At 53.3% G+C, this 15,291-nt stretch carries 16 protein-coding genes; 4 read left to right on the forward strand and 12 right to left on the reverse strand.

What is annotated here, in order from left to right; genetic code table 11:
* Positions 1 to 115: 115 nt before the first annotated feature.
* Positions 116 to 1,156 (reverse strand): EF-P beta-lysylation protein EpmB, encoded by a 1,041-nt coding sequence (gene epmB / locus LC073_RS11290; RefSeq protein WP_226647065.1) that lies wholly within the window; start codon positions 1,154 to 1,156, stop codon positions 116 to 118.
* A 698-nt stretch (positions 1,157 to 1,854) separates the two neighbouring features.
* Here epmB and LC073_RS11295 point away from each other — a divergent pair.
* The 4 genes from LC073_RS11295 (at position 1,855) to epmA (ending at position 5,473) form a co-directional block, all read left to right on the forward strand.
* The gene (locus LC073_RS11295; protein ID WP_226647067.1) at positions 1,855 to 2,565 is read left to right on the forward strand and encodes a TenA family transcriptional regulator; all 711 of its coding nucleotides are present in this window, start codon (positions 1,855 to 1,857) and stop codon (positions 2,563 to 2,565) included.
* Between the two features lie 189 nt (positions 2,566 to 2,754).
* Complete coding sequence (locus tag LC073_RS11300) at positions 2,755 to 3,549, forward strand: aldolase (RefSeq protein WP_226647069.1); 795 nt, start codon at positions 2,755 to 2,757, stop codon at positions 3,547 to 3,549.
* A gap of 344 nt (positions 3,550 to 3,893) precedes the next feature.
* A complete protein-coding gene (gene efp, locus LC073_RS11305; RefSeq protein WP_226647071.1) occupies positions 3,894 to 4,466 on the forward strand; it encodes an elongation factor P in 573 nt (190 codons plus the stop codon).
* Positions 4,467 to 4,519: 53 nt separating this feature from the next.
* Positions 4,520 to 5,473, forward strand: coding sequence for an EF-P lysine aminoacylase EpmA (epmA, locus tag LC073_RS11310; protein WP_226647073.1), 954 nt, complete (start codon positions 4,520 to 4,522; stop codon positions 5,471 to 5,473).
* Positions 5,474 to 5,511: 38 nt separating this feature from the next.
* Here epmA and LC073_RS11315 read toward each other — a convergent pair whose 3' ends face one another.
* From LC073_RS11315 to LC073_RS11365, 11 genes are all read right to left on the reverse strand, one after another.
* The gene (locus tag LC073_RS11315; RefSeq protein WP_226647076.1) at positions 5,512 to 6,306 is read right to left on the reverse strand and encodes a GNAT family N-acetyltransferase; all 795 of its coding nucleotides are present in this window, start codon (positions 6,304 to 6,306) and stop codon (positions 5,512 to 5,514) included.
* Positions 6,307 to 6,376: 70 nt separating this feature from the next.
* Complete coding sequence (cysE, locus tag LC073_RS11320; protein ID WP_226647078.1) at positions 6,377 to 7,207, reverse strand: serine O-acetyltransferase; 831 nt, start codon at positions 7,205 to 7,207, stop codon at positions 6,377 to 6,379.
* A 1-nt stretch (position 7,208) separates the two neighbouring features.
* Positions 7,209 to 8,195 (reverse strand): serine/threonine protein kinase, encoded by a 987-nt coding sequence (locus LC073_RS11325; RefSeq protein WP_226647080.1) that lies wholly within the window; start codon positions 8,193 to 8,195, stop codon positions 7,209 to 7,211.
* Between the two features lie 158 nt (positions 8,196 to 8,353).
* Entirely contained in the window at positions 8,354 to 8,836 is a 483-nt protein-coding gene (locus tag LC073_RS11330; RefSeq protein ID WP_226647082.1) for an ankyrin repeat domain-containing protein, read from the reverse strand.
* A 65-nt stretch (positions 8,837 to 8,901) separates the two neighbouring features.
* Positions 8,902 to 10,401, reverse strand: coding sequence for a catalase (locus LC073_RS11335; protein WP_226647084.1), 1,500 nt, complete (start codon positions 10,399 to 10,401; stop codon positions 8,902 to 8,904).
* A 134-nt stretch (positions 10,402 to 10,535) separates the two neighbouring features.
* On the reverse strand, positions 10,536 to 10,934 hold the full coding sequence (locus LC073_RS11340) for a DUF6632 domain-containing protein (RefSeq protein WP_226647086.1): 399 nt from the start codon (positions 10,932 to 10,934) through the stop codon (positions 10,536 to 10,538).
* Between the two features lie 38 nt (positions 10,935 to 10,972).
* A complete protein-coding gene (locus tag LC073_RS11345; RefSeq protein ID WP_226647088.1) occupies positions 10,973 to 11,350 on the reverse strand; it encodes a VOC family protein in 378 nt (125 codons plus the stop codon).
* Between the two features lie 186 nt (positions 11,351 to 11,536).
* Positions 11,537 to 11,953, reverse strand: coding sequence for a hypothetical protein (locus LC073_RS11350; RefSeq protein ID WP_226647090.1), 417 nt, complete (start codon positions 11,951 to 11,953; stop codon positions 11,537 to 11,539).
* Positions 11,954 to 12,096: 143 nt separating this feature from the next.
* Complete coding sequence (gene acs / locus LC073_RS11355; RefSeq protein ID WP_226647092.1) at positions 12,097 to 14,034, reverse strand: acetate--CoA ligase; 1,938 nt, start codon at positions 14,032 to 14,034, stop codon at positions 12,097 to 12,099.
* A 358-nt stretch (positions 14,035 to 14,392) separates the two neighbouring features.
* Positions 14,393 to 14,662: a cupin domain-containing protein gene (locus LC073_RS11360; RefSeq protein WP_226647094.1), complete on the reverse strand. Its 270-nt coding sequence runs from the start codon at positions 14,660 to 14,662 to the stop codon at positions 14,393 to 14,395.
* A gap of 48 nt (positions 14,663 to 14,710) precedes the next feature.
* The gene (locus LC073_RS11365; RefSeq protein WP_226647096.1) at positions 14,711 to 15,205 is read right to left on the reverse strand and encodes a DUF523 domain-containing protein; all 495 of its coding nucleotides are present in this window, start codon (positions 15,203 to 15,205) and stop codon (positions 14,711 to 14,713) included.
* Between the last annotated feature and the right edge of the window lie 86 nt (positions 15,206 to 15,291).

The raw sequence follows: 15,291 nt of genomic DNA on the forward strand, positions 1-15,291 counted from the left end.
TTTACAGCTACGGGGGGCCATTAGCTACTTAAGCCCAAAACAAATGCCCCCTGAAAGCGATTAGTAACCGGGAGATTTAGCTAAAGAATTCTGCACTTATTGCCACAATCTACTGTCACTTATTATTGCCACTTTCCACCGGCGACTTGGAGAAGGCCCCTGGGACTTCACGCACCAGTTTTGGTACCAAATAACCAGGCAGCCGGTGACGCAACTCTTCGATAATAGCCAGAGCCTCTTCGTCACACACTTCGAAATGCGCTGCGCCATTTACTTTGTCCAATTGGTGAACGTAGTAAGGCAGTACCCCTGCGTCAAATAGTGCCTCGCTTAAATTTTCCATGGCACTAATGTTGTCATTCACACCTCGCAGCAAGACCGACTGATTGAGCAAAGTGACACCGGCACCGCGCAGGCGCGCTAGTCCAGCACGCACTTCGCTATCGATCTCATTGGCGTGATTACAGTGCAGGACCAACACCGGTTTCAAACGCGAATGGCTGAACCAGGACAGCATCTCATCGGTAATACGGCTCGGTGCCACTATGGGCACACGACTGTGGATACGAAGTTTATTGAGATGAGGGATCTGTGCCAGCTCTCCGGCAAGCCAGCCGAGTTGGCGATCGTTCAACACCAGTGGGTCGCCACCGCTCAGTATCACCTCGCGCAATTCGCTGCGTGCGCGCACATAGTCAAGTGCTGCAAACCACTGCTGGCGATTCAGGTGATTGTCACCGTAGGGAAATTCCCGACGGAAACAGTAACGACAATTTACCGCGCACTGCCCCGCCGTGATAAACAGTAGGCGGCCATGGTATTTATGCACCACCCCGGGCAGCGGATTCGCCTCAGCTTCCTGCAACGGATCGGCACTAAAGCCCGGAACCACTTCCAGCTCTGCGGCACCCGGCAATACTTGCAGTAACAGCGGGTCATTCGGATCGGCTTTGCGCATGCGGCGAATAAACGGGCGCGACACCCGCAAGGCGAACTTATCGCTGGCACGCTGGGCCCAGGGTAATTGCGCCGGATCAAGCTGTAATAATTGAATCAACTCTTCGGGGTCGGTGACCAGGTCTGAAAGTTCATCCTGCCAGCGGCGGGCTTCGCGGATACCAATCAATTCACAGTCGACAGCTGGGGGGTTCGCCATAGGAATTCGCACAGGGGGGAGCAACACTAGAGAAGTGGCAATTGTACCAGAAGCTGGCCCAGGCATAGACACCCCAGGTAATCGGCCACCTGGGCTGGCAGCGGCGCCCTTGAAGGAAGAAAAACTACGTAGCGCAGATCCTGAGCCAGAAAGAACAAAAACCACACAGTCATAGTGGCTTAAAAGCCAACTAATATCGGTTCCAGCTGGGCCCTAGGCCAGCCTTACAATGCCTGAGCGCATAAAAGGGGACTTTAGCCAGGTATTTTCTACTCGACAATTATTCAACTTTGTCACAGAAACAATAAAAAAAAATCGACGAAAAAGTGGATGTCTCACAACCCGTAAAAGCAATAAAAATAACTCTTTACTTATTAGAAAAGGCGCACTGCCTGGCTTAAAAGCGAAGTGGTAACTCCGCCATGTGTATAAGTAAAAGCTCACTCCAAATTATAAAAAATACCAATAACAGAAATTTAACCATCAATATAAAAATATTACTGACCGTACAAATTTCTTTATAAAAATCTTCACAATTCCCCCATTCACAACAGGGTTAATAGGGTGTTAATTTAGCCAAAGACAAAGCGATAACATCCTTGTCTTTCTTGAAATCAGTGCACTCGAATTTCAATAAAAATAAGTCCGGGCATCTCCCCCGTCCAATAAAAATGGAATTACAAAAAAGGAAAAATTCGATGGAAATGCAGCTCGAATTACTTGAGGCCAACAAAGATTTACTGATTGAGCAGACCCGCGCTCATCCGTTCCTCAAGCGCTGCCGCGATGGCTCCATAACCATGGAAGAGCTGAAAATTTTCCTGGTCCAACAGGGAATCTACAGCAGCTATTTCGTGCGTTACCTCTGTGCGATGATGGCCAACCTCCCCAGCAATAAGGAAGTCCTTGAACTGGCGGAGAACCTTATGGAAGAACTGGGCTTGGAGCCCGACAGCCCCAAACCCCATGCCGAAATTTACCGCGAGACCCTCGAGCACTTTGGTCTGAGCCTGGAAAACGCAGAAATTCTGCCCGGTACCCAACACCTGATCGACACCATGTTCCAGCATTGCCGCGACCTGCGCGCAAGCTCTGGCCTGGGCGCACTTTGCCTGGGTGCCGAAGCATTGGTGCCGGACCTTTATAGCGATATCGTAGCCGGCTTCCGCGCCCGCGGCGTAGCCGATGAGCAATTAACTTTCTTCCTGCTGCACATCGAATGCGATGACGGCCACGCGGAAACCATCCGCGATATTATGGTCGAGATCGGCAGCAAAGATGCCTCCCAACTCGATGTAATGCTCGATGCGGGGCGCCGCCTGGTGCAAGCCCGCCAACAGTTCTTCGACTCTATCGAAACTGCCTACCGCGCCTCGAGCCAGAACCAGCCCCAAGCGATTTCCGCCTAAGCCGTGTGTGCCCAGCCATTGAGTCTGGCTGGGCACATCACAGGGACGTGTGCGCAACAGTAAAACAGTAAAATAGCTGCGCTTGTTGTCGCGAATAATTAAAACAATTGAATGGGAATTTTCTACAGGAGTTCTGCCTGTCGGCGTCAACTTCTGAGAAATTGCCTTTCGTAAGCAATGGAGTCAAATATGGCTGAAACACTATCAATGAATAAAGGCGAGCTGATCGAGCGCGCCAGCGAATCCATGAAACAGCATCTGGGTGTGCCCGACTGGTCCCTGCGCGAAAAGCTCGCACTGACCTGTCGAATTCTTTTTGCCCACGGACACGACTCCGGTCTAGCCGGGCAAATAACCGCCCGCGCAGAAACTCCCGGAAATTATTACACCCAACGCCTGGGGCTGGGTTTTGATGAAATTACAGCATCCAACCTGCTGGAAGTGAACGAAGACCTGGAGGTTTTATCCGGAGAGGGTATGGCCAACCCAGCCAACCGCTTCCACACCTGGATTTATCGCGCGCGCCCGGATGTAAAATGCATCGTGCATTCTCATCCAATCCATATTTCCGCCCTGTCCATGCTGGAGCGCCCGCTGAAGATTTCCCATATGGACGCCTGCATGCTGTACGACGATATCGCCTTCCTCAAGGAATGGCCCGGTGTGCCAGTGGGCAACAGCGAGGGCGAACTGATTGCCGAGGCGATCGGTGACAAGCGCGCTATTCTGCTCGCCCATCACGGCCTGATCATCGCCTGTCGCTCCGTAGAAGAGGCCTGCTCCATGGCCCTGCAGTGCGAGCGCGCTGCGCACCTGCAAATGCTGGCGGAGTCTTCCGGTACCATTCAGGACATTAAACCGGAGCTCGGCCGCGAGGCGCACGACTGGATCTTGCAGGAAAAACGCAGTCAGGCCACCTTCGCCTACTACGCCAGACGCCTGCTGCGGGATATCGATAAAACTACCGATAACCCCCTGGGCTGATAAACAGTCACCGCCACCTTTACTCGTCCGCGGGTCCAATACCCCGCGGACTGTGGCACTACCGCACCCGGCACTAACCAGGCCCTCCGCAGCCGCTCATTGCAGCACTACAAATAACCACGCGGAGTCGTTCAAGGCGTCGCCCTCCTGTATAATCCCGCCCCAACATTTCAGGGTCGCCGGTAAAGTCTCTGCGCCGCGGCCGAACGAGTCGCCTGCAGCTACCAGTTTTGGCGGGAGCAAACGGGATACCCAGGGCTGAACCGGGCCGAGGTCGGGTTTAAGCTTGGGAAAAACTCGTTAAATATCAAAAAGATACATGACTTATAAGGGCTCTAATTGCTATGGCTAATTACTCTACCAACGAATTCAAGGGCGGCCTCAAGGTCATGCTCGACGGCGATCCCTGCTCTATCGTGGAAAACGAGTTCGTCAAACCTGGCAAGGGCCAGGCGTTCAACCGGGTCAAACTGCGCAACCTGAAAACCGGCCGTGTATGGGAGCGTACCTTCCGCTCCGGCGAAAGCCTGGAAGGCGCGGACGTTGTGGACCGCGAGATGGAATACCTCTACAACGATGGAGAGTTCTTCCATTTTATGGAGCCGGAAACCTTCGAACAGCATCAGGCCAGCACCGATGCAGTAGGCGACGCAGCCAAGTGGCTGAAGGAACAAGATGTATACACCGTTACCCTGTACAACGGCTCTCCGCTGGCGGTCACCCCGCCCAATCATGTGATTCTGGAAATTAGCGATACCGATCCTGGCGTGCGCGGTGACACCGCCCAGGGCGGCACCAAGCCTGCCACCCTGGTGACCGGCGCCGTGGTGAAAGTGCCCCTGTTCCTGGAAATCGGCGAGACCATCAAGGTCGACACCCGCACCGGTGAATACCTGGGCCGAGCCAAAGAAGACTGATTTCCCCACCTCTCGTGGGCGGCCGCCGGCCGCCCACAGCCTGAGCCCATTCCATGACCACTGACCTTTGGCGCCCTAGCGCCACAATTAAAGCCCTGCGCCATCGCGCCGCACTGCTCACTGAAATCCGCCAGTTCTTTGCCCAGCGCCAGGTGTTGGAAACCGAAGTGCCTGTGCTCTCCCGCCGCGCCACCAGCGACCCGCATATCGAATCTATCCCCGTACAGTGCGGCGGTGACAACGCCTACCTGGCCACCAGCCCGGAGTTTGGTCTCAAGCGCCTGTTAGCCGCGGGTCTCGGTGACTGCTACTACCTGGGTAAGGCATTCCGCCAGGGTGAAGCGGGTAGCCGCCACAATCCGGAATTCACCATGCTGGAGTGGTACCGCTGCGGCTGGGATGATCGCCGCCTGATGAAAGAGGTAGCTGATCTACTCAGTGGAATACTGAAGATCCAACAGGTGCAGTCACTCAGCTACAGGGAATTGTTCCAACGCGAATTACAGCTGGATCCCCACAGCGCCAGCGACAATGAATTACTTCGTTGCGTCGAAGAAGAGATGGATCTAGCTTTTAGTCCCGCTGATCGCAGCGAATGTCTGGACTTATTGATGAGCCATCGCCTGGAACCCGCTATGGGTGAAGGGATTACTCTGCTGTACGATTTTCCCGCCGACCAGGCGGCACTTGCCAAGGTAATTCCAGATAACAGCGGCACCCCGGTGGCGCGACGCTTCGAAGCCTATGTGGGCGGACTGGAGCTGGCCAACGGTTATTGGGAACTGACCGATAGCGCGGAGCAGCTGCGCCGCTTCAAGGCAGATCACACCTACCGCCAAAAACACGACCTCAACCTCTATCCGTATGAGGAGCGATTGGTGGAAGCACTTCGAATGGGTATGCCCGAATGTGCCGGTGTGGCACTTGGAATAGATCGTTTATTAATGTTGGCTGGTGGCTATAAAACTATTGAGGAAGTGATCGCCTTTCCTATTGAGCGCGCTTGATACTTGAATCGTTGGGACAACGAGCAGATCAGCCCCTCTCAAGGTGTGTACATATAGCGCGCCACCTCACCCACGGCAAAGAAGCCACAATCCAGTGGCAACTGCTGACGCTCCGCCGGTACCAGCGCCACCAGGCTGCGGTGATGGCTAGCCTGGGCCTGCTGCAGCAGGTGGTGAAACAGAGCTCTGCCAATTCCACGCCCCCGGTACTCCTGCAGAGTCACCAGATCGTAGAGGCCCAGGGCATCGGCGGAGGCAAACAGGCAGCCCGCCGCCACCGGGATATCCTTCAGGCGCGCCAAAAAGAACCTGAGCCGAGCACGCCGCTGCTCGGGAATCTCCGCCAGCCCTGTATAAAACTTTTGCAACTCCGCAGCCTCCAGGGCACTGCCGCACTCCGCTGCCTGCACTTCGGCATAGTCAGACAGCGCCTCTCTATCGACCGCAGAGACCACCAGCTCATCCACAGTCTGCGCAACGCCCTGCACTGCCAAACGCTCAATTTCTGCGGCCATGGCCACCAATGATTGCTTACGCTGCAACCCCATCTGCGCCAGAGCCTCGTCATCCAGGGGCTTGGAGGCACTGTGCCACAAGGTAAAAGGGCTGTGGCGCTCGGCAAAATAGTCCAATGCGAAACGCTGCAGTATGCGCGGCGGCATCACCGTATTGGAAACCGCCTGGTTGAGGCGGCCCGACAAAAGGCCGGTATCACTGCGTACAATGCCGGTGATCTCTTTAGTGTGATTGGGGTTGAGCAGGCCCGCGCAATAACCGGCGTGGGCCTCTAGATTGCGACAGACGAGATTTTTGGCGCTGAGACTGTATTTCATGGATACAAGGATAGTTCCGTTTATCCAACTCCCTAAAGAACGAAAAACCCCGCACACAGCGAGGCCGCGGTTATTGCTTTTCCACTTGTGAAAGCGCGCACTGATCCATAGACATTGCCGGCTGGGCGCAAGTCGCCGGTCCCACCACTTTGGCCGGCACACCGGCTACCAGGGTCTTTGCCGGCACCGGTTTTAACACCACACTGCCAGAGGCCACTTGGGCGCACTCGCCCACTTCGATATTGCCCAACACCTTGCTGCCGGCACCGATCAAAACCCCACAGCGGATCTTGGGGTGGCGGTCACCACTCTCCTTACCAGTTCCCCCTAGGGTCACCGACTGCATAATGGAAACATTGTTCTCCACTACCGCAGTCTCACCAATCACAATGCCGGTGGCGTGATCCAGCAGGATGCCCTCCCCCACCTTTGCCGCGGGGTGAATATCCACACTGAACACCACCGAGACCCGGTGCTGTAAAAACATGGCTAAAGAACGGCGCTGTTGCTGCCACAACCAATGCGCCACCCGGTGCACCTGCAGGGCGTGAAACCCTTTGAAATACAGGAAGGGCTCATGCATGGAGTTGCAGGCGGAGTCGCGCAGGTAAGTGGCATTCAGATCCGCGCGCGCGGCGCGGCCGATGCCTGGGTCCGCCGCCAATGCTTCATCGATTACCTCGCGAATTAGCAGTGCCGGTGCCACTGCGTTGTCCAGCTTGTTGGCCAGATGAAAACTGAGCGCCGCCTCCAGCGAACTATGGTTGAGAATAGTGGCGTGCAGGAAGCTGGCCAGAATCGGCTCGCGCTCGACCTGCTGCGCCACTTCGATGCGGATTCTCTCCCACAATAAATCCGAATTTGCCTCGGTGCTTGACGCATTCAGGATGGATTTTTCCATTTCAAACCGCTCCCAGTGTCAGAGGTGGCTCCAATAGTGCCGATTGCTGCTCGCGCAATGCCAGTATATGTTCCGCCCAGTAGCGGGGGGTATTAAACCAGGGGAATGCCTGGGGAAAAGCCGGGTCCTGCCAGCGGCGCGCCAGCCAGGCGGCGTGATGCATCTGGCGTAAACAGCGCAGTGGCTCCACCAACTGCAACTGCTGGGGATCAAAACTATAGAAGGTTTCGTAGCCTTCGATCACCGCATCCAGGTAGGCGGTTTGCTCGGCGCGATTACCAGAGATCAGCATCCAAATATCCTGGATGGCCGGCCCCATCAGGCAGTCATCCAGATCCACAAACCAGGGGGTCTCATCGCGCCACAGGAAGTTGCCACTGTGACAGTCACCGTGCAGGCGCAGCAGCTCCCAATCGCGCTCAAACAGCGGCGCAATCTGCTCAATGATATGCCCAGTGACCGAGGCATAGGCCTCGCGGTTTTCCCTCGGTAAAAAATCACCGTCGAGTATAAATTCGCGACTATCGATCGCGAAGTGCTGCAGCGTCAGAGTTGGACGATGGCTAAAGGGCTTGGCGCCACCTACAGAGTGGATGCGCCCAAGCATGGTGCCCACCTGTTCCAGGTGATCAAAATTATCCAGCTCCAACTGGCGACCACCGCGACGGGGGAACAGGGCAAAGCGAAAGCCCGCTGATTCCATCAAGGTACGTCCATCGAACACCAGCGGCGCTACCACTGGGATCTCTGCCTCGGCCAATTCCAGGGTAAAGCGATGCTCCTCCAGAATTTGTTCATCAGTCCAGCGACCGGGTCGATAAAACTTGGCGATCAACGGCTCGGCGCCCTCGATACCCACCTGGTAGACCCGGTTTTCATAGCTGTTTAAAGGGAAAATGCGCGCATCAGAAATAAGCCCGGTGCTCTCGACACAGTCAATCACCACGTCCGGCGTGAGGGCTTCATAGGGATGATGGTTCTGGGTCATAGCGGGTACCAACTGAATATCTGTTGGCTATGCTAACGCGCTCGCGGGGGCAGGGACAAACACAGAATAAGACTACGGGTACAGCGGCGACGGCAAAACAGCGGGAGAGAAAAGGAGAGTGTTGGCTCTAACCAGAGCCAACTACTCTGTCGAAAGGATTAGCCGCCATTTGAGCGCTGTTGCCGCAAGAGCTGAACCACTTGGTCGCGGCCAAATACCCTGGCGAAATCCTCCGCCGTGTGGCCGGCTTTATTGACCTGTTGCGTGTCACAATCCGATTTTAACAGGGTCCTTGCCAGAGCAAATTCACCGCGGAAAATAGCTGCCATCAACGCGGTGTTGCCACGGCGATCCTGGGCGCAGGCATTGGCCCCCTTTTGCAACAGGTAATTCACCCCCTCCGTATTGCCGTGATAAGTGGCAATCATCAGCGCCGTATAACCTTTTGGGTTGCGGATATCCAAGGGAAAACCCGCCTGCGAAAATTCCCGCGATACTTCGGTATCTCCCACCCTGGCCGCAGCAAAAAAATACTGGGAGAGTTCGGTAAAGTCAGAGTCGTTTTTTTCCGGTTCCCCAGCCTGAGCCATAAGGGTGAGCCCCTGGGCGAGAAGGACGATTGCAAACAGCATTGATCTCATGAGTTCACCTTTACCGTTGGGTGGACAGTGGCTGCCGCCCGCCCACCTCTACTTACAGTTCAATATTACTGGGCCAGCTTTTTCACTCGGCTCAGGTTACCACCAACCGCTTTGGTCAGGCGCTGGCCATAGTCTTTATCAGCTTGATAGAAGTAGCTCAGCATAATGTGCTTGGTGTTGTCATCGCGCACCTTACCCAGATCACCAGCTAGGTTTTCGATCAGGTTCTGACGCTCTTCCGAACTCAAGCTGCGGTAGAAAACACCGGCCTGGGCAAACGGCAGCTTCTTCTCAATCGCCTTTTGCTGGGTACTGCCAGTGAGCGGCTTACTGCTGTATAGGCCTTTGGGATCTTCGCTGCGCGCATCAATGCGACTCGGCTGGTAATTCACATCGGAAGTCTGCTGGCCGTAATTAGCGGCTCCATCTTGGTTCCAGTTATTCACTACTGCGCGGGGGCGATTGATAGGTAACTGCTGGTGATTTGCGCCCAGGCGATACATTTGCGTATCGGAATAGGAGAAAACACGGCCCTGTAGCAGTCGGTCTTCAGAGGGTTCAATGCCGGGCACAATATTGGCTGGTGCAAATGCGGATTGCTCAGTTTCCTGGAAGAAATTAGTGGGCACACGGTTGAGCGTCATGGTGCCGATTTTAGTTTCCTCCACATCCAGCCACATTTTAGTTGCGTCGAGTGGGTTGTAATTAAAGCCATCCAGCTGAGAAGGTTTCAGTACCTTGATATATAAATCCCACTGGGGGTAATCGCCTTTCTCAATGGCCGTATACATATCTCGCGTCGCATGGCTGAAATCTTTCGACTGGATTTCTGCCGCTTCCTCCGCAGTCAAGTTTTTAATACCTTGGCGCGTCTTCCAATGGAATTTCACGTAGTGCACTTCGCCCTTATCGTTGATCAACTTGTAGGCGTGCACTCCCCAACCATCCATCTGACGCAGATTCGCCGGGGTACCATAATCGGAGTAAACCCAGCTCAGCATATGGGTCGCTTCCGGGACATGGCTAAAGAAGTCGAAGAAGCGATTCGGGTCCTGTTGATTGGTTACCGGGGAGGGCTTCAAGGAGTGCACCATATCTGGAAATTTGATTGCATCGCGAATAAAAAATACCGGCAGGTTGTTACCCACTAAGTCCCAGTTGCCCTCATCAGTATATAATTTGGTGGCGAAACCACGAGGGTCGCGTAGAGTTTCCGGCGAACCCTTGGAATGAATTACGGTTGAAAAGCGCACGAAGACCGGCGTTTTACTGCCCGGCTCAAATACCGCCGCACGGGTCAGGTCACTGATATCTTTAGTGGCAACAAATTCGCCGTGAACACCAGTGCCGCGCGCATGCACTACCCGCTCAGGGATACGCTCACGGGCGAAGCGCTGTAATTTCTGGATCAAATGCACATCCTGCAGAAGATTCCCACCATTTTCCCCCGCAGTTTGCGCGTTTTGATTGTCTCCCACCGGCGCACCATTATCGCGAGTCAATGTCTCGGCATTGGCGCCGCCTATCAGGCCAATAGTTAATGCAAATAAAGGAAGATATTTCATTGGCAAGTTCGCCCCTACAACGGTTTCTATTACAGGGGCAGAGCTTATAGACGTGTATGATCGGCGGGAAATTAGAGCTTATAATCGCCCTTATAGCTGGGATTAATGAATTTCACAAAAGGTTAAATTTACTTTCAAGTTAAATCACTTTTATTGGATTGATTTTTTGGCATCAGATACCAAAGCAAAAGCGCCACAAAATAAAGGGCTGGAATATCCCCCATTAAATTGGCTCTCTCGGTTTGATCATAAAGTGCCTGTAACAGCATAATGGTGGCATGCACGAGGCTGGACCAAACCGTAAACCAAATTAAACTGGCATTAGCAACGGGATTTTTTGCCGCACGAATCAGGAATACTCCCAGGGTTGCATAGATCCCCATAATCATTTGCTCGTATTCCGGCTGCCGTGGTGACCATCCCCAACCTGAAGGCCATACCCACATCATCATCGGATATATCGCAAAAATAAATATCAAGCCAACAGCAACCAGAGCAACAGGTAAGTACTTGGCGCGGGCAATATCATCCATAGTATTCTCTCACATTTATCAGCGGACGGCCGTTTGAATTATTCTTGCAAATCACCCGGTAAATGACAGACCACTTCTAGATTATTGCCATCGGGGTCCAGCACATAGGCGGCGTAGTAATCCGGGTGATACTCTTCATAGATATCCGGTACGCCATTATCGGTACCGCCCGCCGCCAGTGCGGCTCGATAAAAATCCCGTACCACTTCTCGCTCTTCCGCACGAAAGGCAATATGCAGCTGGGCATTGCTCGGGCCGTCATCGCGAATCCAGAACTCCGGCTTGTCCGCCCAGCCAAATCCTGCCGAATGATCAAACTCCATCACCAGTTCATAGCCGAGACACGCCAGAGCCTGGCGATAAAATTCACGGGAGCGGGCAAAATCCCCTACCGGTATTCTGATGTGATCCAACATGGTTCAGTCTTCTCTCTCTTGGTGGCTTCACCGCCAATCTGCAAGATAGCTCAGGGAAGAGTGTTCAGCCCTGGTCGAGGGGGAATCGTGACGGGATTTACTGCGCGAGAAAGCACAAAGAAAGTTAGAGGGGAATGACAACCCTGCAAACCCTGTCGCGGGGTTGCCATTCAAGAATCTACGTGGTTAGAGACTTATATACCAGTGATATAATCCATAAGTCGCCACACCAAATCCAAAGGTTAGCTGGCCGATCAACAGTACACGGTAGGCGAAAGTGTAACGTGCTATTTCTCCACGGCGGATAGCATCGTTGGAAAAAATCCGGGCCTCTTCGGGAAATTCCTGCTCCAGGTTTTGCAGGGCAGGCACCGCCAATCTGAGCAGTTCTCGGCTACGTATATCCATCAGCCAAAAAACGGTTACCAGAATCATCACAAAACCGCCGAGCAAAGCCAGTATCAGCGGGTGAAAATTTTTCTCCACCGCGGTAAAAATTCCCCCCTCCACAAACATGGTCAGAATTACAAAGAAGTTAAATACTTTGAGACGCTGGTCAGCGGCGAAGCGATAGTGCTCACAAAGATACTTTACCTGCTCCAAACTCTTTCTCCTTGAGTCAATTTATTAACCTGAAATAACAGCGCTGAGATTCAAGTAGCTGTAAAAAAGCCGGGCATTGCCCGGCTTCTCTATGGCCCCGATAGTCACACTATCTAGGAAAAAGTCACTGCGCTGAATTCAGGTCAGCGATTTTCGCGATGTGCCAGCAGGTCGTCAACCACTGCAGGGTCCGCCAAAGTGGAAGTATCCCCGAGGTTGTCCAGATCGTTGCAAGCAATCTTGCGCAGAATACGCCGCATAATTTTTCCGGAACGGGTTTTAGGTAAGCCCGGCGCCCACTGAATCACATCAGGCTTGGCAATGGGCCCTATCTCCTTGGCACAGAGCCCAATCAACTCTTGCCGCAGGGCCTCACTGGGCTCACGCCCTGACTTGAGAGTGACAAACGCATAGATGCCCTGCCCCTTAATATCGTGGGGGTAACCCACCACAGCAGCTTCTGCGGTATCAGGGTGTAACACCAAGGCACTTTCAATTTCTGCGGTACCCAGACGATGGCCGGAAACATTCAGCACATCGTCAATTCGCCCGGTGATCCAGTAATAACCATCGGTATCCCTGCGCGCACCATCGCCAGTAAAGTAATAACCGGGATAGGTGGAGAAATAAGTATCAATCATGCGCTGTTGGTCACCGTAAACCCCGCGAATCATCGACGGCCAGCTCCGCTTAATCGCAAGCGAGCCTTCTCCTGGCCCCTCGATTTCTTTGCCATCACCATCCAGTAATACAGGCTGCACGCCAAAGAAGGGTTTTGTTGCGGAACCGGGTTTAAGTGCCATGGCGCCGGGCAGCGGGGTAATCATGTGGGCGCCGGTTTCTGTCTGCCACCAGGTATCCACAATCGGGCAGCGCTCATCGCCAACCACCTTGTAATACCACTCCCAGGCTTCCGGGTTAATCGGCTCACCCACTGTTCCCAACAGTCGTAGGGAGCTGCGCTCAGTACCTGTGACAAACTCATCTCCGGCTCCCATTAACGCGCGGATCGCCGTGGGCGCGGTGTAGAAGCTGTTGACCTGATGTTTATCCACAACCTGCCAGAAACGCGAGGCATCCGGATAGGTCGGCACACCTTCAAACATCAGCGTGGTGGCCCCTGCGGCCAGGGGACCGTAAACGATATAACTGTGACCGGTAACCCAACCGACATCGGCGGTACACCAGAAAACCTCGCCCTCGCGGTAATCGAACACATACTTGAAGGTCATGGTGGCCATCAGCAGGTAGCCTGCTGTGGTATGCAGTACACCCTTGGGCTTGCCGGTGGAACCGGAGGTGTAGAGGATAAATAGGGGGTCCTCGGCATTGACGATTTCCGGTTCACATTCGCCATCCATTTCCGCAATGGAATCCGCATACCAGATATCGCGCTTACTATCCCAGTCCACCGGGGCACCGATATGTTTCACCACAATGGCCGTGTGTACGTTGGGACACTCGGACAGAGCCTTGTCCACATTGGCTTTGAGAGGGATATGCTTGCCACCGCGAATTGCCTCATCGGCAGTGATCACCAGGCGGCAATCGGAATCGAGTATGCGATCCCTCAGTGAGCTCGGAGAGAAGCCACCAAACACCACCGAGTGGACCGCGCCAATACGAGCGCAAGCCAACATGGCGTAGGCTGCCTCGGGAATCATAGGCATATAAATACAAACCCGGTCCCCTTTTTTAACACCGCGGGATTTCAGTAAATTCCCCAGGCGGCAAACATTGTCGTAAAGGGTGCGGTAGGTGATTGCCACGCTATCCGCCGGGTCGTCCCCCTCCCATAAAATGGCGGTTTGATCACTGCGGCTAGCCAGGTGCCGATCGATACAGTTCACCGTGACATTGAGCTGACCATCGGCAAACCAGGCCGTATGCCCTCGATGCATATCCTCTTCCAGCACCTGGGTAAAGGGTTTTTCCCACTGCAGGAAATCCTTTGCTTGTTGCGCCCAGAAAGCCTCCGGATTTTGCACCGACTGATGGTACATTCTCTCGTAATCTTCTGCGCCAATCAGGGCATTGGCGGCAAACTCAGCAGGTATGGGACGAGTATGCACTTCTGACATCTTCTTCTCCTTTATTATTAGCGTGGCATGGTGGCCTAGAGAAATCTGAACTTATTAGGGCTTTATTCGACTCACTTTATAGTATTGCCAGGGTGAAACAATCCCCCCACCTCTGGCAGAGTTGAAAACTAGGAAAAGTTCACACCAGTGCAAGATCATTCGCCTATCCCTCATCCACCGGGGACGGCTGAAACAACAAAAGGCCAGAGGGTTAATTAACAACAGAAAATTATCGAATAAGCGCCGGGCAATTTACCGGGTATTAAATCCAGATATTATCATCCGCGGTCAGTTCACCCCCGGCATCACCAGTATTCACAACACCTCTGGGCTCGACCAGTAGAATCTCGCACTCCTGCTAAGCCCTTGGCTTGTGCTCCACGCCTTTGGGCACCACAGTCATCTCCCCAGGACCCAAAAAGATCGTATTATCCCGAAACTCAATTTCCATTTGTCCTGAGACAACGATAAAAACCTCATCCGTATCGGGGTGATCATGCCAGGTAAACTCTCCTAGTATCTTTACCAGCTTGAACTGGTAATCATTCATCTCCGCGATAACCTTAGGAGACCAATGGTCCGTTAACTTTGCTAGCTTTTCTCTGAAATTAATGACTTTATAACTCATTACCTAATCCTTTTCTCCCAAGCAAAAAAAGCACTTACACGTTAAAAACTATATCGAGCGTGAAATCTCAATTAGGCCTCCGAGGCTTCCAACCGTATGCTGGCTAAAAACCAACACTCCCGATTCTCGTAAACGGGCAGCCACTATTCCAACCCCTTTTTTCTTCACTCCAGAAAAACTGCCATCGTAAATAAAGTTCGAGCCACAGGAGGGGCTGTTTTCTGTTAGAACCGCGAACTTGATATCCTTATCACGACATAGGCGCGGGGCTAAATCCGCTCCCAATATAAATTGATCAGTCAAATCCTCCCTGTCGCTTCCTATAACTCTGGCCGTGCCCGCTAAAACCTCAGTTCCGCTACCGCCGCAAATCTCTGCCGGCACCCTGGGGATAGGTAAACCTGCCGACACCTCCGGACAAAAGGAAACAATCTCCTGGGAATACACAAGCCAATTAAAATCTTTGCTATTAACCGCAACATCACTACCGTTATAGCGCACCGTACATCCCAGAAGACAAGAGCTTACTAAAATTTTTGCCATATACACCTTCACCCAAAGTCGACAAAATAGGGTAACCAGTTCATAGATCATTGAAAGTCCCATTACACAATGATCCAGCCTGCATG

Origin of the sequence: Microbulbifer variabilis, from assembly GCF_020524905.1 — a bacterium.
Lineage (GTDB): Bacteria > Pseudomonadota > Gammaproteobacteria > Pseudomonadales > Cellvibrionaceae > Microbulbifer > Microbulbifer variabilis_A.